The sequence below is a fragment of the Methyloversatilis thermotolerans genome, assembly GCF_000372885.1.
GTDB classification, from domain to species: Bacteria; Pseudomonadota; Gammaproteobacteria; order Burkholderiales; family Rhodocyclaceae; genus Methyloversatilis; species Methyloversatilis thermotolerans.
Genome location: NZ_KB889967.1, coordinates 178,623 through 197,834, shown reverse-complemented (window position 1 = coordinate 197,834; position 19,212 = coordinate 178,623). Strand labels below are relative to the sequence as shown.

The window sequence follows — 19,212 nt, the reverse complement described above, 5'->3', positions numbered from 1 at the left end:
TGCCGGCGGCGGTGACATGCGGGAGGACGGCGGCGCAGCCGCGATGAATCCGCGGGACGCCCTTCAAGCCCAGCTCTCGGACGTGGAACAGCGACTGTCGTTGAGCGCGCGCCAGCAGGTACTGTGGGAAAGCTATCGCGAAGCCATCGGTGCATTGATGGCCGACCAGTACCGCATGGATCCGCGTCCGGTGACACGTGTCGATGCGGTCAAGCAGATCCAGCGCAAGGTCGACGTGGTGCGCAACCGGCTGAGTGCCATGGAAGATATCGCGGAAGCGGCCTCCGCACTGTACGAAGGCCTCGATCCCGACCAGCGCAAGACCGCGGATCGCCTGCTGCCGGGGACCGTTCCCGCCCTCTACTCAGGTCTCGCGACGAATGGCGGTGGCAGCGGCCCCGGCAGCGCCGAGGGGCGCGGTCGTCGTGATCGCGGCGGACCTCCCCCCGGCGGACGCTGAGGTCGGCCACGCGCGCTCAAAGCCTTGGGAAGCTGGAGCCCAGGGCTCCGTCCGGAATAGCCGCCGGCCCTGCATCCGGTCGCTCGCCCGGCGGCATGACAGGCCTGTCCTGCGGATAGGTTTCGATCCGTATGGACACGCGCCGATTCCGCGCCCTGCCCTGTTCCGTATCGTTGCCGGCAACCGGCCGCTGATCGGCAAGACCTGCCGCAGTGAGCCGCGCGGGGAGAATGCCGCGCTCCTGGAACACCTGGACGACGGACGCTGCACGCAGCGCGGAAAGTGCCCAGTTGGATTGCAGGGGCCCCGATACCGGAACGCTGTCGGTGTGACCTTCGACCACCAGCGGAAAGTCGGTGTAAAGCAGCACCCCGGCGATCGCCGCAACGATGTCGCGAGCGGCAGGCTGCAAGGAGGCCTCGCCGCTGCCGAACAGGAAGTTCGCATCGAGATCCACCGTGATGCCCAACGCCCCTTCGGTGACCGTCGCCTGACCTTCGCGCGTCAAAGCAGACAAGGCCTCGCGCAGTTCGGTCGAGGCACGCTCGGCCCGCTCCCGCCTCTCCTGCTCCTTCTGTGCGGCACGTGCCTGGCGCAGTTGTTCCAGCTCGATCTGCATCCGCTGGTCCTGGGCGGCCCCGTCAGGTACCTCGATCAGGCGAATCCGGTCATTGGCTGAAAAGGCGGTATTCAGCGACGCACTCAACACCCGGTACTTGCTTTCGTTCACTTGAGAAATCGCGTACATCACGACGAAGAAAGCGAACAGCAAGGTCACAAGATCCGCATAGGACACCATCCAACGGTCGTGATTCTCGTCGGAATCCGGCACGTACCGCCGCCGCCTCGGAGCACTCACTCCGGCACCTCGGCAACATAGCCGAGCAGGCGGCCTTCGATGATGCGCGGATTGTCGCCATTGGCGATGCCGACCAGGCCGTCGACGAAGATGTCACGCACCGCGATGAGCTGCGTGACATGCATCTGCAGCTTGCGGCCGATCGGCAGGAAAATGAGGTTGGCGCTGCCCACGCCATATATCGTGGCGACGAAGGCAGTTGCTATACCGGCGCCCAGACGCGTCGGGTCGGCCAGGTTCTCCATCACGTGAATGAGCCCGAGCACCGCCCCCAGTATGCCTATCGTCGGCGCATAGCCGGCGGCGGAATCCCACACGCGTGCTGCCTGGCGCATGGTGTTCTCGTAGGTGGTGATCTCGACTTCCATCACCTCGCGCAGTCGCTGCGCGTCTGCCCCGTCGACCAGCAACTGCACCCCTTTGCGGAAAAAAGGATCGCGTTCGTTGCCGACGTGCTTCTCGAGCGCCAGAATGCCCTCGCGGCGGGACAACTGGGCCCAGGCTACAAGCCTGCGGATCATGTCGTCAGGGCGTTGCTGCGGAGACAGGAAGGCCCAGCGCAGCATCCGTATGCCGCGCATGAAGATGGGGTAACGGGTCTGCACCATCGTAGCCCCCAGCGTCCCCCCCAGCACGATCACCAGAGCGGCCGGCTGGAACAGCGAGGACAGGCTTCCGCCCTCCAGCAACTGCCCCGCCAGTATGGCGGCCAGGCCGACGGCCAGGCCGACCAGACTCAGTCTGTCCACGCGGCTCGCCATTGGATGACGCTCAGGCGCGGCTGGCGATGCGGCTGCGCAGACGAGCGATGGCCTGACTGTGTAGCTGACATACTCGCGACTCGGACACGCCGAGTATTTCCCCGATCTCGCGCAGGTTCAGATCCTCCTCGTAGTAGAGCCCCATGACCGTCTTTTCGCGCTCGGGAAGATCGCCGATGGCGCGCACCAGCACGTCGCGCATGTTCTTGTCCAGCAGGCGCTCGAGCGGATCCAGATCTTCGGTGCCGACGCTGTGGCGATCGAGGTAGTCGTCGTCGTCGCCATCGGTGAAGTCCTCGAAATAAACGAGCTGATAGCCCCGCGCCTCCTGCAGCATCTTCTGGTACTCGGCAAGCGGCAGGCCCAGCGAATCGGCAAGTTCGCCCTCGGTCGGCTGGCGACCGTTCTTCTGCTCAAGCGTGTGAATGGCGGTTTCGATGCGTCGCATGTCGCGCCGCAGACTGCGCGGCAACCAATCGTTCTCGCGCAAGCCATCCAGCATCGCGCCACGGATGCGCTGCACGGCGTAGGTTTCGAACTGTGCGCCCAGGCCTTCCTCGTAGCGGCTCATCGCGTCGAGCAAGCCCAGCATGCCGTTCTGGATGATGTCTTCGACCTGAACGCTGGCCGGCAACTTGGCCATCAGGTGGTAGGCAATGCGCTTGACCAGAGGTGCATAGTGTTTCGCCAGCTGGTCGCGGTCCAATGTTCCGGATGCGGTATACATGTTTCGTCCTCAGAAGCAGGCGGTCGAGCGCTCAGGCCACGCGGGCCGGAATTCCTTCTTTGAAACCATTCGGGTCGGGATGCAGGCCGCCGTCCTGGATACGGTCTGGCGCGGAATGCTCCGGCTCGCGGGACACGAAGAGCTTTTCGGCAAGATCGCGACCGATCTTGAGGGCATCCTCACCGGCCGGCGAGAATGCAGGTCGCTGGAATCCAGTCGGCAGGCAACCGAGCCAGTGCAGCGCGCTGCCCAGATGCTCGGACACCACGCCATTCAAACTGGCAAACGCCTGACGCGCGTCGACCTCGCTGCGCACCCGGCTGACGCCAACGTGGACCGGGCAGACGCGCGCCGTTGCGACCGGCGCATTACCGGTCAGATGACGCTTGATCAACGCGTAGGCGGCGGTCATGCCTACGCCGGTCGCCATGGTCACGACCGCCAGCCGGTCGGCGCGCCGCGCCAGCGCTGAAAGCACGCCTTCGTCCGGCGCACAGTCGATCACCAGCAGTTCGCTGTCGCGCGACAGCTCACTCAACGCTTCATCGAGCGCCTCTGTCTGCAGCCGGTTGAGCTGACCGGACGCAACGGCAAGCCGCGCTGCCGGCACCACGGCGATGCCGTGTTGCGAGGTACGCCGCACAGCAGCCAGCGGCACATCGCGGTTGATCGCCTGCAGGAGATCGACACGCGAGGTGAGACCGAGCCGCGCGGTGGCCGAACCGGCCCCCTGGTGCTCGTCGATCAAGGTTACCCGCAGGCCGCTGCGCGCCGCTTCGAGCGCGGCCGCCACGGCGAGCGACGTTGCGCCTGCGCCCGGCGTCGCGCCGGCAAAGGCCAGGCGTTGCGACGGGAAGCGTCGGAACATGGCGCGCAGACCGGAGGCCTGATCGTGCATGAAGTCAGCCACGGCTCACCCCGCTGCGCTGTTCGCGACGCGAAGCCGACATCAACAGACCGGCATCCTGGGGGCTGAGGTGCTGCGACGATCCCGCATCCGCTGCGCGCAGCGCGCGGTGCATCAGATAGGTGCGATTGGGCAAGTGCAGATCTTCCGGCACGCGCTGACCGTTGGCCACGTAGTAGAGCGGCAACTGATGCCGCATCAGCACATCGATGACCGGCCCCAGCGTGACCGACTCATCCACCTTGCTGATGATGGTGCCGGCCAGATCGGCACCGCCATTCGGCGCAGAATAGGCGCGCACGACGTCGTCCAGCGCATCGGCCCGCGCCACCGAATTGAGCAGCAGCAGACGCCGCACATCGCCACTGGACGAGAGCATGGCGATCTGCTCGGTCACCGCCCGGTCACGCTGGCTCATGCCCACCGTGTCGATCAGCACCATGTGCTTGTCGCGCAGTTCGACCAGCATGCGGCGCAGATCGGATGCATCGCGCACCGCGTGGACCGGGACACCGAGGATGCGGCCGTAGATGCGCAACTGTTCGTGGGCACCGATACGGTAGCCGTCCGTGGTGAGCAGTGCGACCTTGTCCGCGCCATGGCGGACCACGCAGCGCGCAGCCAGCTTGGCAGTCGTGGTCGTCTTGCCGACGCCGGTCGGTCCGACCAGCGCATAGACGCCACCGCGGTCGATGATGTCGGCGTCGGAATCCAGCGTGATCAGTTCCCGACCGATCAGCGCACGAACTTCGTTGCGCGCGGCCGCCAGACTGTCCGAGCTGCCGATCTGATCGAGCAGGCGATAGGTCGTGACCGCGCTGAAGCCGGATTCCAGCAGTTCGGCAGCCAGCGTGGTCTTCAGCGGTGACTGACGCGACATTTCGCCCCAGGCGAACCCTGCCAGTTGCTGCTCGAGCATGCGGCGGATGCTGTTCAGTTCCTCACGCAAGGCACTGTCGGCAGGCGCGGATTCGGTCACGGGTGCGTGCTGCGCCGTCATCGGCCGACGGACCTCCGGCTCCGCGGCGCGGTGCGTCAGGTCCGCATGCGCCGACATCGACTGACCGGCTTCCGGCTGCCTCTGCCCGCGCGCCATGTTGCGCAACTCGTTGGGTGTTGCCGCGCGCGGCTTGTAGGGTTGCCAAGGACGCGGCGCCCTGACCTCGACGGGTGGCGGCGCGATGGTCGGAGCCGGACGGCGCGCCGCCATGGAGGTGGACAGACTGACTTCGAAGCCCTCCTCTTCAGGAGGCGGAACCATGGGGCGCATCGGCGGCGCAGGCGGCGGCTCGACTGCAGCCGGCGGCAACTGCGGCTGCACCGCCGGCTTCAGCGTCGATGCCGTCACCGTTTCAAGCGCATTGGCCGGCAGCGCCAGAATCTCGACACCGCCCTCGACCGCTCGGTTCGACAACACGATGGCATCCGACCCGAGATCCTCCTTGATGCGCCGCAAAGCGTCGCGGGCGGTGGCGGCAAGATATTTGCGAGGCGTCATGACTTGACTCCGATGACAGAGGTCACCTTGATGGTGCGTGTTTCAGGAACTTCGGAATTCGCGAGAACCTTGAGGCTGGGCACCGCCCGGCGCAGGAAGCGCGACAGCAGCCAGCGCAACTGGGCGGGAACGAGCAGCACTGCAGGCAGCCCCATTTCTTCCTGACGCTGCGCGTTGCGGGCAACCTCGTTGAGAAGCGTGTCGGCCAGGCCGGGCTCGATGACCGACCCGTCGGCGCCACCGCTCAGCGCCTGACCGAGCAGGCGTTCCAGCCCCGGATCGAGCACCATGACCTGTACGTCGCTGTTGCCCGGGAATAGCTGCTGCACGATGGCGCGACCAAGAGCGACCCGCACGCGGGCGGCGAGCTCCATGGGGTCCTGGGTACGCGGCGCGTGTTCGGCGAGGGTTTCGATGATGGAGCGCATGTCGCGGATGGCCACCCCCTCTTCCAGCAGGCTTTGCAGCACCCGCTGCACCACGGCAAGCGGAAGTGCCTTCGGAACCAGATCCTCGATGAGCTTCGGCTGTTCACGTCCGACGTGATCGAGCAGCGCCTGCGCCTCCTGACGTCCGAAGAGCTCCGCCGCATGGGTCAGGATGAGGTGGTTGAGGTGGGTGGCGATGACGGTTGACGCATCGACCACGGTGTAACCCAGCGCGTGAGCCTGCTCGCGCAAGCCCTGTTCTATCCACACCGCAGGCAGTCCGAACGCCGGATCCCTGGCTTCGCGACCGGGAAGCACACCGGCCACGCGTCCGGGATTGATCGCCATCAGGCTGCCCGGATACGCCTCGCCGCTGCCCACTTCGACGCCCTTGAGCGTGATGCGGTAACCATTCGGCTTCAGTTCAAGGTTGTCTCGGATGTGCACAGGCGTGGTCAGGAAGCCGATCTCCGCGGCGAACTTCTTGCGCAGGCCGCGTATGCGCTTCAACAGTTCACCGTCCTGGCCGCGATCGACCAGCGGGATGAGTCGATAGCCAACCTCCAGCCCCAGGGTATCGACCGGCACGACATCGCTCCATGCCGCTTCCTGCTGCTCGGGCGGCGTCACCGCCTGCGCACTGGCCTTCTCCGCAGCCGCCTTTTCCGCCGCCTCGCGCACTTCCGGGGAAGCCGCAGCATTGAATCCACGCCATGCGAAGTAGCCGAGGATCGCGGCCAGCAGCAGGAATACGAAATTGGGCATGCCGGGAATCATGCCCATCAGGCCCATGATGCCGGCGGAAATCGCCAGCACGCGCGGATTGCCGAAGAGCTGGCCGATCAACTGGCCACCTACGTCGCCATCGCTGCCGACGCGCGACACCACCAGACCCGCCGCAATGGATATCACCAGCGCAGGAATCTGTGCGACCAGACCATCACCGATGGTCAGCATCACATAGGCCTTGGCGGCCTGACCCGCGCTCATGTCGTGATCCATGACACCGATCAGCAGACCGCCCACCATGTTGATGAGCAGGATGAGGATGCCGGCGACCGCGTCGCCACGTACGAACTTCGACGCGCCATCCATGGAGCCGTAGAAGTCCGCCTCGTCGGCAATCTCGCGGCGCCGACGACGCGCCTCCTCCTCACCGATGAGGCCGGCGTTGAGGTCTGCATCGATGGCCATCTGCTTGCCGGGCATGGCATCCAGGGTGAAGCGTGCGCCCACTTCCGCAATGCGTCCGGCGCCCTTGGTCACCACCACGAAGTTGATCACCGTGAGGATGACGAACACGATGATGCCCACCGCGTAGTTGCCCCCGACCAGGAAGTGACCGAAAGCCTCGATCACCTTGCCCGCTGCATCCGGGCCGGTATGCCCCTCGAGCAGCACGACGCGGGTCGAGGCCACGTTCAGCGAAAGGCGCAACAGCGTGGTGACCAGCAGAATGGTCGGGAAGACCGAAAAGTCGAGAGCGCGCGTGGTGTAGAGCGCCACCAGCATCACCATGACCGACATGGCGATGTTGAAGGTGAAGAACACATCCAGCACGAAGGTCGGCAACGGCAGCACCATCATCGACAGGATGAGCACGATGAGCAGCGGCGCGGCCATCTGGCGGATGTTCGGGGTGCCGACGATCTGACGGAGTGACAGAGAGGTAGCCATGACCACATTTCATCGCAGGCTGTGTCCATCAGACCTGAGAAAGAAAAGGGGTTTTCCCCGGCTATTGGGCGGAACGGACCGCGAGCGGGGGATGCCCGAGCGCACCGCACTGCCGTGTCAGACCGCGGCCTCCGTTCGCCCGGCGCACCCACCCCATGGCCACCATCCTGCGGCGCAACACCTGACCGTCGCCCCGGCAATGACGCAAAACGCCCTTACAAAGCCCTTGTCCCTCGTTCGCCGTTGCATGCGTTACTTGTGGCGTGGATCAACACATGAACACATGGAGACGACACCATGAACGCACCGGCTCGATCCCGTCCAGTCGGTTCCCTGCACCCCGCGCTATGGGTAGCCGCACTATCGGTCACGCTGTTCAGCGTGGTGGGCATTGCCCGGATGAGCGGATGGCTGGGTTCGCCGACCGCCATCCCGCAGACCGCCCCGGCATCGCCGGAGGCGCCGGTGGTCGATGCATCGCCAGCGCCATCTTCGCAGGTAGCCGTCGCGCCTCCGGCTGCACAGGAAAAGACCTTGCCGGCCAGCCCGCGCCCAGAGCCCGCACCCAAAGTGGCTGCTTCAAAGCCGGCCACCCACAAAGTGGAAGCCCGACATGCGGTACATCGCGTCGGTGAACGCACGGGTACGACGGTCAAGGTGGCGGACACCGGAGCGAACTACGATTCGGGTATAGACCTGATTCCCGCCCCGCCACCGGTCGCGCACGAGCCCACTGTTGCGCCGGTCTGCGCCCAATGCGGGCTGATCGAATCGGTGCGGGAACTCAAGGTGGCCGCAGATGCGAGCGGACTGGGCGCAGCCGCGGGCGGCGTCGTTGGCGGTCTGCTCGGCAACCAGGTCGGCAAGGGCAGCGGTCGGACAATAGCCACGCTCATCGGCATTGCGGGCGGGGCCTATGCAGGTCACCAGGTCGAAAAGACCCAGCGCACCGCGTCACGATGGGAAGTGGGCGTAAGACTCGAGAACGGTGATTACCGCACGGTTTCGTTCGACAACGAGCCCCCCTGGCGCACCGGCGACCGCGTAAGGCTCGAAGGACAGCGCATCGTACCCGCGAGCTGAGTGGACAGTTTTTCCTCCTCCTCTCTCTGAGGACCCTTTCGGGCACCCCTGTGGTGCCCGTTTTTTTATCAGACCCTGAAACGGCTCACTTCATCCTGAAGGCGCGACGACAGGCCTGCGAGCTGACTGGCGGAATCGGCCACCGCGCCGGCGGAGGAGGCGTTTTCCTCCACGATCTGCACGATCTGCTCGACGCGGCGGGCAAGTTCCTGGCTGGCGGTCGCCTGTTCCTGCAGCCCCCCCGACACTTCCGAAATCGTCCCCACCACCTGTTGCGAGCTGCGATCGATATCGAGCACGCGTTCGCGACCATTTTCGGCTGACGCAAGTCCGCCGCGTACGCGTTCGACCGTACCCTGCATCTGCTCCGAAACTTCGATTGCACCCTTCTGTATCCGGCCCACCATATCGGTGATTTCCGATGCCGAGCGCGCCGATTGCTCGGCAAGCTTGCGCACCTCGTCCGCCACAACGGCAAAACCGCGTCCCATCTCTCCGGCTCGCGCGGCTTCGATCGCGGCATTGAGCGCAAGCAGATTGGTCTGGTCCGCGACATCGCGGATGACGTGCACGATGCTGGTGATGCGCGATACCTCCTGGCCCAGTGCCTGGGCCCGCTCCGCGCTCTGTTCGATACCGGACGTCACGTCGCGGATCTGATCCACCATCTGCCCGATGTCGTCTGCACCCGCCGACGCCGACTGGCCTGCCCGCTCCGATACCTGCCGCGCCTCGCCGCTGAGCTCGCTGACATGGTTGATCGAGGTCGACAGCTCTTCGAGCGATGCGGCCATCGACGAGGCAAGTCCGGCCTGGCTGTCCGACGACGAACGCACCTGTTGCGTCGCCTGCGACAACTGGCTGGCCGCCTGCCCGAGCTCCGAAGTCGCCTGGCCTATGGTGTGAACCATGGTGCGCAGATAACGCTGCATCGCCTGCACTTCGGCCTGAAGCAGGGCGATTTCGCTACGCCCTTCCGGCTGGATGTCCTGTGTCAGGTCGCCGGCAGCAATGCGCTTGACCACCTGCAGCGTGGATCCGATCTGACCAGCGATGCTGCGCGTGATCATGACGGAAATGAGCACGCTGGCCACGATGAACATGGCGGCAGCAACGATGACGGCGATGGTCAGACCATCGGCGTCGTCATTCAATGCTTTCAAGGCGGTGGAACTGTCGCTCCGAATGCGATTCTTGAGCACCGTTGTCGTCTCGTTCAGCGCCATCGCCGCAGGGCCGTGTTTTGCGTTAAGCAGTTCGTTCGCCTCCTGGTTCCTGTTCGCGAAGGCGAGCTCCCCGATCTGCTTTGTGATGGACGAGAACTGCGCCAGGCGTTCGCGCACGTCGGCAAAGAGCTTCTCCTCCTCCGGCGCTGCCCCGGGCAGTGCGATCAGATGCGCGAGCCGCTCGGTGCTGGCCGAAAGGTTCCCGAGGTGATGATCGAGTTGCTCGCGCACCTTGGCCATCTTCTGCTCTTCCGTCTCGATGATGGCGCTGCGGGTGTAGACGCGTACCCGCTGGACCGCATCATTCAGATCGGCGATGACCTCGACCTTGGGTTGGGTGCGTTCAGACAGCAATCGGGCGATTGCCGACACCTGGTTCGCCTGGATTTCGATGAATACGGCGACCGCCGCGAAAATCAGCGTGATGAGGGTAAAACCCAGTGCCAGGCGAGCGGAAATGGACAGATTCTTCACGACGGTCTCCGGGACGTGAGCGATCGATGGAGCGGTTCTGGAACACGACCTTCTTTACGGCATCGATGACGCCGGTCTTGAGCCGCGCGAACGGCGATACGGCATTCCGGGGGCGCGCGCGCGATCAGTCGTCGGCACCGGGATCAAGGTCTTCCGGCACCGGAAGATTCCCCGGCGGGCGCGGTTTTTCACTGCCTGCGGCAAAGGCTTCGTTGAGCTGATAGACATAGGCGAGCACTTCGGCCACCGCCCTGAACAGGCGGGCCGGCACTTCCTGTTCGAGCTCGCAGTGCTTGTGCAGCGCACGAGCCAGAGGCGGCGCCTCGACCAGCGGCACGTCGTGTTCGGCAGCGAGGGTGCGGATGCGCAGCGCGACCTCGCCCGCCCCCTTGGCAATGACGCGCGGAGCACCACCGCGGGCGGCGTCATAGCGCAATGCAACCGAGTAGTGAGTCGGATTGGTCACCACGACATCGGCCTTGGGCACATTGGCCATCATGCGACTGCGCGCCATTTCACGCTGCTGCTGACGGATGCGCCCCTTCACCTGCGGATCACCCTCCTGCTCCTTGAATTCCTGACGGGCCTCCTCCTTGGTCATCTTCAGTCCGTCGTGGTAGTGCCAGACCTGGTAGGGAACGTCGATGGCCACGATGAAGGCCATGCCGGCAACCAGAATGAGCGTGGCCATCAGCACGAGATCGCCGGTCGCTCCGAGCGCGACGTCGATGGGGGTGCCGAACAGCGCAAACAGCTTTTCGTGATCGCGCATGATCACCCACACCGCCACGGCAGCCACCACACTGGCCTTGCCTATGCCCTTGCCCAGCTCGATCAGCGCAGTCGTCGACACCATCCGCTTGAGCCCTGCGGCGGGATTCAGCTTCGAGAACTTGGGAGCGAGCGCCTTGGGAGCGAAATTCCAGCCCGCCATCAGGAAAGGGGACAGCAGTGACGCGACGATAAGTGCAATGAACAGCGGCGCAAGCAACACCAGTCCGTCCGTCGCGCGATCGATCAGCACGTCGAACATGGCCGACGGATCGAAGACCTGGCGCCGATCCAGGGTCAGTCCATCGCGCAGCAACTGCGCACTGCGCGGCCACATCCAGCCGCCCAGTGCGTAAATGCCGGCGACACCGGTCACGGTGACGAGAAAGGTGGCCAGTTCGCGCGAACTGGGGACCTGCCCCTCTTCGCGCGCCTGGTCCAGGCGGCGTTGTGACGCAGGTTCAGTCTTTTCCAGATCGCTCTCTTCTGCCACGAGCGCCGATCCTGTCCATGTCGATCAGCGGACTGTGCCAGAGCCGGGTCGGCTTGCATCCGTGGAAAAGACCGGCAACAAGCCGGCTTCTGTGCCGGCAAACGGGAGAGCGTCGCTCAGGACGAACCGCGCAAGCCCTGTCGCAGCGAGGTCTGGAGCGCGGACGTTTCGCGATGCAGGGCCATCAGGCGCTCCGACAAGGCGAGCAGGTAGTCCTCCATCATCCGTGACAATTCGCGCACCGATTGATTGGGCGAACCGGCCATGGCACGGCTCGCGTCGATGCGCCCCTGCAGATCACGCAGCACGGCCTGCTTTTCCGGCGGACAGGTGTTGATGAAATGCTCGATCACGCGTTGACGCTCCGCGAAATACGTCTGTGGGTCTGACTGCGCCAGCTCTCTCCAGACATCAAAATCGAAGTCCTGCTCAGGTGAATTCGACACTCGGTTTCCTCGGCCGTAAGTTTTCCGTTACGGCGATTTGACCAGATTCAGCCGGACTTCAGCGCGGCAGCGTTTCACGTGCGGCGACCAATCGTGCCGCCTGTTCCACACCCTGATAGGCAAGCTGGCCGGAAAGGTCCGGACACAGCGCTTCGGTGTTGACCATGTCCAGCGTGGTCTGCACCCAGGCACGCACTTCCTGGGCGCGCATGAACAACCCGCGCGCATCGGCTTCGGACGCTTCGCCTGCAAGGTTCAGCGCGGCCACCATGGCTTCGGTGCCCAGCGTTTCGATCGCATCCATCAGACGCATGATTTCAGCGTGATGCGCCTGGACGCTGGCTGCCGGCAACATGGCGGCAGACGGGAAGGGGGACGATACGGGCTGGATCAGGGTGGCTTCGGCCATGGTCGTACTCCATCGGAAAGGCGTTCGGCGTATGCCGCGGATAAAGGGCATATCGACCCCGCGCGAGGACTCTTTAGGGGCAGAGGAGCTCACGGGCGAAAGTCCCGAAGATGCTTGCTCCGCGCCCTTCGCGCGCCAACCACATGAAGACGTGTGGCGCAAACCCGCGCCAGGCCTGGTTTCTCGTTTCGAGCACTGCGCCACGCTTGTTGCCGAAATTCACATTGCCTCGCCCCGACAACCCGTCCCGGACGCGGAAAGACGAAGGCCCGCCGGCGCGAACCGGCGGGCCCTCACGCTGCAGGCGCCGATCGATCAGGCTGCGCGAGCGATATTGCCGATCAGGCTGGAGCGGGACACGCCGCGCGTATCGCCCATCGAACTCAACAGTTCCTTCATGTCCAGGATGAGCACGATCTGACCATTGGAAAGCGTGGTCACGCCGGCCACGCCCTTGGGACGGAAGTCGTCCAGGCTCTTGATCACGGCGTCCTCCCGGCCGGCAAAGCTGTCTATCGCCAGGATGAAGGACGACTCGGCCGACTGCATCAGCACGCCATACTGCGGATGATTCTTCTGCGGCCAACCGAGCAGCCGTGCCAGCGGCAATACCGGCATGACTTCTCCGCGCACCACCATGGTGGCGCGACCGCCCACTTCCTGGATATCCTCCTGCTGGATGGGCAGTATTTCGCGGACCATGGACAGCGGCACCGCGAAGTGCTGTTCGACCAGGCGCACCAGCAGCACCGGCAGGATGGCCAGCGTGAGCGGCAGGGAAATGACGAAGGTCGTGCCCTTGCCCTGGGTGGAACGGATTTCGATCGAGCCATTCAGCTTCTGGATATTGGTCTTCACCACGTCCATGCCAACACCGCGTCCGGACACATCGGACACCGTGGCGGCCGTGGAGAAGCCCGGCAGGAACACCAGGTTGAGACTGGAGCGCTCGTCCAGGGTGTTGGCTTCCTCGTCCGTGATGAGGCCCTTCTCGATGGCCTTGGCGCGCAGTCGTTCCGCACTCATGCCACGGCCGTCGTCGGCCACCATGATGACGATGTGGTCACCTTCCTGGCGCGCTTCCAGACGCACCATGGATTTGCCCGGCTTGCCCTGCGCCATGCGTTCGTCCGGTGTTTCCACGCCGTGATCAACCGCATTGCGGATGAGGTGGATGATGGGATCGGACAGATCCTCGATCATGGTCTTGTCGATCTCGGTCTCTTCCCCCGCCAGCACCAGCTCGACGTCCTTGCCGAGGCTGCGCGCAAGATCGCGGGCGATGCGGGGATACTTCTGGAACAGGCGCCCGATCGGCTGCATGCGGGTCTTCATCACCGCGTTCTGAAGATCGGACACCAGCAGATCGAGCTGGCTGACGGCGGCATCGAGCGCGTGCAAGGTGTCGCTGTCGGCCTTGCCGGCCAGAATGTCGGCGCGCAGGGACGTGAGGCGGTTCTTGGTAAGGCCGATTTCGCCCGACAGATTGAGCACCTGGTCCAGTCGCGAGGTATCGACGCGGATGGAATTGTCGCGGCTCTTTTCCGCGTCGCGCCGTCCGGCCGGCGCCGAGGTGCCCGGACGGTCGCCGGCACGACGGCCGAAGGCCGCATTCACGACAGCATTCGCACCGGCGTCGTTGGCCGAGCGGGCGGCAGCCGGCTCGGGTACCGCCTGCGGTGCAGAGGGCACCACGCCGGTGACCGCCTGATGCAGCGATACCCAGTCCGGCTCGGCGCCGACCGGCGCGGCGGCGGCCGATGGCACGCCTTGTGCTGGAGCCGGCTCCGGCGCGACCGCCGCAGCGACGGCGGCGGTGGCCGCCGCAGCGACGGCGGCGGTGGCCGCCGGGTCGGTGCCATCAGAGAGCTGGCCTTCAAGCGCAGCCCGCAGACGCGACATCACGCCCGGATTTGCGGCCGTCGGCTGCATGCCGCGTTCGAGCGAGCCGAACATGTCGCGCACGATGCCGGTGGCGTCCAGAATGACGTCCATCACGACCGGCGTCACGTCCATCTCGCCGTTGCGCAGCTTGTCGAACAGGTTTTCGGTCAGATGGCACAGAGACACGAGTTCGTGTGCGTTCAGGAAGCCCGCGCCACCCTTGATGGTGTGGAAGCCGCGGAAAATCTCGTTCAGCAGCCCGCGATCACCCGGACTCTTCTCGAGGTCGACCAGCTTGTTGTCCACCCCGGACAGCAGATCGGTTGCCTCGACCAGAAAGTCCTGCAACAGATCTTCCATTCCCTGAAAGTCACTCATTTTTCGCTCCTGTTGCGGACACTGCCCCATCCGCCGTGCTGCCGTGTTCTTGGGGCCAACGGCGGGGCGCCGGCCTGTCGTTTGGATGCATCCTGACTGCTCTGCTCAGAATCCGAGACTTTCGAGCAGGTCATCGACCTGCTCCTGGTTGCTCACGACATCGTCGCGTCCCGCTGCGCTGATGACCGGACCATTGAGCAGGCCTTCGGGCGTCTTCTTGCGCGTTTCCTCGGGCATCGACTCGATCAGCACCTGCAGCAGCCCCTGTTCCAGCTTCTGCGACATTTCGACGATCTTCTTGATCACCTGACCGGTCAGGTCCTGGAAATCCTGCGCCATCATGATTTCGTTGAGCTGCGCGCGCGTGTCGCGGGCAAATCCCGGCACGTCACCGAGGAAACCGCGCGTCTCCGCAGCCAGCGACTTGAATTCGTCCACCGACAGTTCGTTGCGGAAAAGCTTGTCCCAGCGTTCGTGCAGCGCCGCCGAGCGCTTTTCGACCTCATCCTGCATGGGCACGGCAATATCGGTTGCATTGAGCACACGACTGGCGGCCTGTTCGGTCATCTGAGCGACGTAGTTCAGGCGACTGCGCGCGTCGGGCATCTGTTCCGCCACATCCTCCAGCGCATGGTCATACCCGAGCTCGCGCAGCGTGTCGTGCAACTGGCGTGCGAGATGACCGACCTTGTTGTAGACCACTTCGCAACTGTGTTCCTCATCCGCAGCCGCATTCGCTGCGTCCGCACCGGCAGCTTCCGGTTCGATGTGGGTGTGTGCGTATTCGGTCGACAGATTGTCGAACAGCGCCTCGAGGTCGGGATTGTCCCCGCTCACCACCGGACTGTTGGATGCCTCCGGAACAACCTCCAGACGCACCTTCTGCGGCGTCGATTCCGCGGCAATGCTGTCGAACAGCGCCTGCAGATCGTCGGAATCGCCAGCTTCGTCAAGCTTCAGCTTACTCACGATGTCATCCTCCGATGCCTGATCAGGCGGCTTTCTGGTTCATCTTCTCGAAGATCTTGCTCATCTTTTCGCTGAGCGTACCGGCGGTGAAGGGCTTCACGATGTAGCCTGAGGCGCCAGCCTGGGCCGCTTCGATGATGTTCTCCTTCTTCGCCTCGGCGGTGATCATGAGCACCGGCAAGGCCTTGAGCGCGGCGTCGGCACGAATGGCGCGCAGCAGCTCGATGCCGGTCATGTTCGGCATGTTCCAGTCGGTCACCACGAAATCGAAGTCACCTGCCTTGAGCTTCTGCAGCGCGATCGCGCCGTCCTCGGCCTCATCCACATTGGTGAAACCGAGCTCCTTGAGCAGGTTTCTGACGATGCGGCGCATCGTCGAGAAATCGTCGACAACGAGAAACTTCATCTTGGGATCTGACATGGTGCCTACCTCTCTCAGGCTTTATGTGTTGCCAGCAGCGGACGCAGCGTGTCGGCCAGAATTTCGGCATCGAACTTCGCGACATATGCATCCACGCCAACGCTCTTGCCCATTGCACGGTTCGCTTCGGATGACAGCGACGAGTGCATCACAACCGGTATTTCGGCAAAGCGCGGGTCGTTCTTGATGTTCCGCGTCAGCACATAGCCATCCATTTCCGGCATTTCGGCATCGACCAGGATGAGGTCGATTTCCTCGGTCAGCGGACGGCCGGTAGCGGTCGAGTGCGAAGCCATGCCCTGCAGCCGCGTCCAGGCTTCGGCGCCATTGGTGGCGTGCTTGTGCTTGATATTGAGCTTGTCGAGGACTTCCGCAATCTTCTTGCGGGCGACCGCGGAATCATCGACGAAGAAAACGTTCGGATCGTAGTTGTTACCCAGCGGCGGGATATCCGATATCGCGGTTTCGCCGAAAGTGCCCGCCATGATGCTTTCCACGTCGAGGATGGACACCAGGCGCCCGTCGTCGAGTTCGGTGATGGCGGTAATGTAGAGCTGCTCGCTGGTCACCACCGATTCTGGGGCACGCACGCGGTCCCAATCGACCCGGATGATGCGATCGACCTCGTGCACCAGGAAGCCCAGCGTGCGCTTGCTGTATTCGGTCACCATCATGGCGCCGCCCAGGCCTTCGGGCGCACCGTCGAGGTTCATGATGCCCGCCAGCGACAACACCGGAATCACATTGCCGCGCAGCGAAATCAGGCCCTCGACCCCGCCCGGCATGTTCGGCGTGGGCGTGATGGTGGGCGTGCGGCTGACTTCGCGCACCTTGAACACATTGATGCCGAACAGCTCGTGCGTGCCGAGCGAGAACAGCAGGATTTCCATCTTGTTCGAGCCGGCAAGCTTGGTCCGGGCATCAACCTGCTCCAGCAGGTTCTGATCGGTTCTGTCCATGATGTCTCGTCTCCGGTTCAGGCTGCCGCGCGATTCGTGACGCTGCGATGTATCAGGCGGCCTATGGTTTCTGCCAGGCGCTGCGCCTCGAATTTCGACACGTATTCATCCACGCCGACCGAGCGGCCGAGCTGCTGGTTCGATCCGGAGGACAGCGACGAATGCATGACCACCGGAATGCCGATGAAGCGCGGATCGGCCTTGATGTTCTTGGTCAGGATGTAGCCGTCCATCTCCGGCATTTCGACGTCGGTCAGGATGACATTGATCAGATCGCCCACCTTGCGGCCCGACGACTCGGCATAGGACGCCACCTTCTTCAGTTCCGCCCACATCTGCGCGCCGTTGATCGCGCTCACGTAGCGCACGCCCATCGCGTCCAGGGTGCGGGTGATCTGGCTGCGGGCAACCGGAGAGTCGTCACAGAAGAAGACGGTCGCGTTCTCGACACCGATGGGCTGGATGTCCTTGAACACCATTTCGTTATCGATGTCTGCGGTCTCGGCCAGGATCTTCTCGACATCCAGCATCATGACGAGGCGACCATCGGCCAGTTCGGTCACCGCGGTGACCAGGCCACCCAGATTGGCGGTGAGCATGGCCGGCGGCACGCGCATCTGCGACCAGTCCAGACGCAGGATGGTATCCACCGATTCGACCAGGAAGCCCTGGGTGTGTCCGTTGTATTCGGTCACGATCATCACTTCGCGGCTGGTTTCGCTGGGAAACTGCGCGAATCTCGCCAGATCGACCACCGGCACCAGTGCGCCGCGCAGGCTCACCATGCCTTCGACCGCCGCCGGCATTTCCGGCGCCGCGGTCACCGGCGGCGTGCGCATGACCTCGCGCACCTTGAACACATTGATCCCGAATGTTTCCCGCTTGCCGGTGCGGCTGTCCACCCCGAGCGAAAACATCAGTATTTCGAGCTTGTTGGTGCCCGCAAGCTTGGTGCGGGCATCGATATTCTTCAGCAACTCTGACATGTCGGCCTCGTCTGTCTGGTCAGTGGCACGAATAGAACCGGCTACTTTGTCCTTTAACGGCAGCGGGCCGCTTCACTTGAGCCAGATTCAGGACTCGACGGCCGACGAGAAGCGGCTCACCGCCTCCACCACCTCGCGCGCACCGCTGCTGATGCGGCCTATCGCCTCAAGCGCGCTGGACGCAAGCTCCACGCCGTTATCGGCCTTGGTCAGGCTTGCCTCCATGCTTTCGATGGCGGCGCGCGTGCCAACCTGTATGTTCTGCACCATGGCGCCGATTTCGCTCGTCGACAGACTGGTCCGTTCCGCCAGTTTGCGCACCTCGTCGGCAACCACCGCGAAGCCACGTCCCTGCTCCCCGGCGCGCGCCGCCTCGATCGCCGCATTCAGCGCCAGCAGATTGGTCTGGTCGGCAATGTCCCGTATGGTCTTGACTATGGTGGTGATCTGGTCGGACTGGTGTCCGAGATCGCCCACACGCTCGGAGGTCAGCTTGACATTACCGGCGATGGCCCTCATCTCGGCGGCCGCCTTTTCGATGATGGACGCACCTTCGCTGGCAATCGAATCGGTTTCGCTGGAAATGCGGTAGGCGACGCGCGCGCTATCCTGTTCCGCCTGCTGTTGCTGCTTCTTGCGCGTGATGTCGGACGCGAACTTGACCACCTTGTACAGCTTGCCGCTCGCGTCGAAAACCGGGTTGTAGCTCGCTTCCAGCCACAGTTCGCGCCCGCCGCTGGCGATGCGCCGGAAAGTGCCGCTGAAGAACTCGCCGCCGCGCAGGCGGTTCCAGAACTGCGTGTATTCGGGCGAACCGACGTAATCGGGATCGCAGAACATCGAATGGGCACGCCCCTTGATCTCGGCCAGCGAATAGCCGATCGTTTTCAGGAAATTGTCGTTGGCGGTGATGATGGTGCCGTCGAGATTGAATTCGATGATGGCAGTGGACCGGTGCAGCGCCTTCATGACGCTGTCCATTTCGCTCTCAGCGCGAACCTCTTCGGTGATGTCGCTGGCCATCTTGACTACGCGTACGACCCGTCCATCGGCACCGCGCACCGGGTTGTAGCTCGCTTCCAGCCACACCTCGCGGCCGTCGGCGGCAATGCGCTTGAAGCGGCCCGACATGAAGTCGCCGCTGGCCAGTTTGCGCCAGAACTCCGCATAGGCTGACGAAGCCACGTAGGACGGCTCGCAGAAACGCTTGTGGTGGGCCCCCGCAAGATCGGCCTCGGTCACGCCCATGACCCGCCGGAAATTGTCGTTCGCAGACAGCACCCTGCCATCGGGAGAGAATTCGATGACCGCCATCGAGCGGTCAAGCGCGTCAAGCAAGGCTCTGGAGGCCGCCGCACGCGTTCGCACTCCTGCAACTTCGACACCAGCGCCTTGT

At 64.0% G+C, this 19,212-nt stretch carries 18 protein-coding genes; 2 read left to right on the top strand and 16 right to left on the bottom strand.

Going from position 1 to position 19,212, the window contains the following annotated elements:
* Positions 1–43 precede the first annotated feature (43 nt).
* Positions 44–460: a Spy/CpxP family protein refolding chaperone gene (locus A3Q7_RS19100; protein WP_018409959.1), complete on the top strand. Its 417-nt coding sequence runs from the start codon at positions 44–46 to the stop codon at positions 458–460.
* Between the two features lie 16 nt (positions 461–476).
* On the opposite strand, the gene A3Q7_RS0100880 is transcribed toward A3Q7_RS19100, so the two are convergent.
* From A3Q7_RS0100880 to flhA, 6 genes are read right to left on the bottom strand one after another with little or no spacing between them, the layout of a single operon-like run.
* A complete protein-coding gene (locus A3Q7_RS0100880; RefSeq protein WP_026224342.1) occupies positions 477–1,319 on the bottom strand; it encodes a flagellar motor protein MotB in 843 nt (280 codons plus the stop codon).
* Positions 1,316–2,080 carry a flagellar motor protein gene (locus A3Q7_RS0100875; RefSeq protein WP_018409957.1) on the bottom strand — a complete coding sequence of 255 codons (765 nt, stop codon included), beginning with the start codon at positions 2,078–2,080 and terminating at the stop codon, positions 1,316–1,318. The genes A3Q7_RS0100880 and A3Q7_RS0100875 overlap by 4 nt, the downstream gene beginning before the upstream one ends.
* A gap of 10 nt (positions 2,081–2,090) precedes the next feature.
* The gene (locus tag A3Q7_RS0100870) at positions 2,091–2,807 is read right to left on the bottom strand and encodes an RNA polymerase sigma factor FliA (RefSeq protein ID WP_026224340.1); all 717 of its coding nucleotides are present in this window, start codon (positions 2,805–2,807) and stop codon (positions 2,091–2,093) included.
* Positions 2,808–2,838: 31 nt separating this feature from the next.
* Entirely contained in the window at positions 2,839–3,717 is an 879-nt protein-coding gene (locus A3Q7_RS0100865) for a MinD/ParA family ATP-binding protein (RefSeq protein ID WP_018409955.1), read from the bottom strand.
* The gene (gene flhF, locus A3Q7_RS0100860) at positions 3,710–5,212 is read right to left on the bottom strand and encodes a flagellar biosynthesis protein FlhF (RefSeq protein ID WP_018409954.1); all 1,503 of its coding nucleotides are present in this window, start codon (positions 5,210–5,212) and stop codon (positions 3,710–3,712) included. The genes A3Q7_RS0100865 and flhF overlap by 8 nt, the downstream gene beginning before the upstream one ends.
* Positions 5,209–7,317, bottom strand: a complete 2,109-nt coding sequence (flhA, locus tag A3Q7_RS0100855) for a flagellar biosynthesis protein FlhA (protein ID WP_026224339.1) — start codon at positions 7,315–7,317, stop codon at positions 5,209–5,211. The genes flhF and flhA overlap by 4 nt, the downstream gene beginning before the upstream one ends.
* 297 nt (positions 7,318–7,614) lie before the next feature.
* Here flhA and A3Q7_RS0100850 point away from each other — a divergent pair, with 297 nt between their 5' ends.
* A complete protein-coding gene (locus A3Q7_RS0100850; protein WP_026224338.1) occupies positions 7,615–8,400 on the top strand; it encodes an outer membrane lipoprotein in 786 nt (261 codons plus the stop codon).
* Between the two features lie 68 nt (positions 8,401–8,468).
* On the opposite strand, the gene A3Q7_RS0100845 is transcribed toward A3Q7_RS0100850, so the two are convergent.
* The 10 genes from A3Q7_RS0100845 to A3Q7_RS21240 form a co-directional block, all read right to left on the bottom strand.
* Positions 8,469–10,100: a methyl-accepting chemotaxis protein gene (locus A3Q7_RS0100845; protein WP_018409951.1), complete on the bottom strand. Its 1,632-nt coding sequence runs from the start codon at positions 10,098–10,100 to the stop codon at positions 8,469–8,471.
* 124 nt (positions 10,101–10,224) lie between these two features.
* Positions 10,225–11,364, bottom strand: a complete 1,140-nt coding sequence (flhB, locus tag A3Q7_RS0100840) for a flagellar biosynthesis protein FlhB (RefSeq protein ID WP_018409950.1) — start codon at positions 11,362–11,364, stop codon at positions 10,225–10,227.
* A 116-nt stretch (positions 11,365–11,480) separates the two neighbouring features.
* On the bottom strand, positions 11,481–11,810 hold the full coding sequence (locus A3Q7_RS0100835) for a DUF3135 domain-containing protein (protein WP_026224337.1): 330 nt from the start codon (positions 11,808–11,810) through the stop codon (positions 11,481–11,483).
* 58 nt (positions 11,811–11,868) lie between these two features.
* Positions 11,869–12,219, bottom strand: a complete 351-nt coding sequence (locus A3Q7_RS0100830) for a hypothetical protein (RefSeq protein WP_018409948.1) — start codon at positions 12,217–12,219, stop codon at positions 11,869–11,871.
* Between the two features lie 315 nt (positions 12,220–12,534).
* Entirely contained in the window at positions 12,535–14,463 is a 1,929-nt protein-coding gene (locus A3Q7_RS0100825; protein ID WP_018409947.1) for a chemotaxis protein CheA, read from the bottom strand.
* Between the two features lie 123 nt (positions 14,464–14,586).
* The gene (cheZ, locus tag A3Q7_RS0100820; protein WP_018409946.1) at positions 14,587–15,450 is read right to left on the bottom strand and encodes a protein phosphatase CheZ; all 864 of its coding nucleotides are present in this window, start codon (positions 15,448–15,450) and stop codon (positions 14,587–14,589) included.
* Positions 15,451–15,472: 22 nt separating this feature from the next.
* Complete coding sequence (gene cheY / locus A3Q7_RS0100815) at positions 15,473–15,871, bottom strand: chemotaxis response regulator CheY (RefSeq protein WP_026224336.1); 399 nt, start codon at positions 15,869–15,871, stop codon at positions 15,473–15,475.
* Between the two features lie 14 nt (positions 15,872–15,885).
* On the bottom strand, positions 15,886–16,830 hold the full coding sequence (locus A3Q7_RS0100810) for a chemotaxis protein (protein WP_018409944.1): 945 nt from the start codon (positions 16,828–16,830) through the stop codon (positions 15,886–15,888).
* A 17-nt stretch (positions 16,831–16,847) separates the two neighbouring features.
* Positions 16,848–17,816, bottom strand: coding sequence for a chemotaxis protein (locus A3Q7_RS0100805; protein ID WP_018409943.1), 969 nt, complete (start codon positions 17,814–17,816; stop codon positions 16,848–16,850).
* An 87-nt stretch (positions 17,817–17,903) separates the two neighbouring features.
* On the bottom strand, positions 17,904–19,154 hold the full coding sequence (locus A3Q7_RS21240) for a methyl-accepting chemotaxis protein (RefSeq protein WP_269745081.1): 1,251 nt from the start codon (positions 19,152–19,154) through the stop codon (positions 17,904–17,906).
* Between the last annotated feature and the right edge of the window lie 58 nt (positions 19,155–19,212).

Bases quoted from the DNA above. Each gene is read 5' to 3' on its own strand.
- flhF (WP_018409954.1), bottom strand. From the start codon at position 5,212: ATGACGCCTCGCAAATATCTTGCCGCCACCGCCCGCGACGCTTTGCGG.
- A3Q7_RS0100830 (WP_018409948.1), bottom strand. From the start codon at position 12,219: ATGGCCGAAGCCACCCTGATCCAGCCCGTATCGTCCCCCTTCCCGTCT.
- flhA (WP_026224339.1), bottom strand. From the start codon at position 7,317: ATGGCTACCTCTCTGTCACTCCGTCAGATCGTCGGCACCCCGAACATC.
- A3Q7_RS19100 (WP_018409959.1), top strand. From the start codon at position 44: ATGAATCCGCGGGACGCCCTTCAAGCCCAGCTCTCGGACGTGGAACAG.
- A3Q7_RS0100825 (WP_018409947.1), bottom strand. From the start codon at position 14,463: ATGGAAGATCTGTTGCAGGACTTTCTGGTCGAGGCAACCGATCTGCTG.
- A3Q7_RS0100870 (WP_026224340.1), bottom strand. From the start codon at position 2,807: ATGTATACCGCATCCGGAACATTGGACCGCGACCAGCTGGCGAAACAC.
- A3Q7_RS0100805 (WP_018409943.1), bottom strand. From the start codon at position 17,816: ATGTCAGAGTTGCTGAAGAATATCGATGCCCGCACCAAGCTTGCGGGC.
- A3Q7_RS0100850 (WP_026224338.1), top strand. From the start codon at position 7,615: ATGAACGCACCGGCTCGATCCCGTCCAGTCGGTTCCCTGCACCCCGCG.
- A3Q7_RS0100810 (WP_018409944.1), bottom strand. From the start codon at position 16,830: ATGGACAGAACCGATCAGAACCTGCTGGAGCAGGTTGATGCCCGGACC.
- A3Q7_RS0100875 (WP_018409957.1), bottom strand. From the start codon at position 2,080: ATGGCGAGCCGCGTGGACAGACTGAGTCTGGTCGGCCTGGCCGTCGGC.
- cheY (WP_026224336.1), bottom strand. From the start codon at position 15,871: ATGTCAGATCCCAAGATGAAGTTTCTCGTTGTCGACGATTTCTCGACG.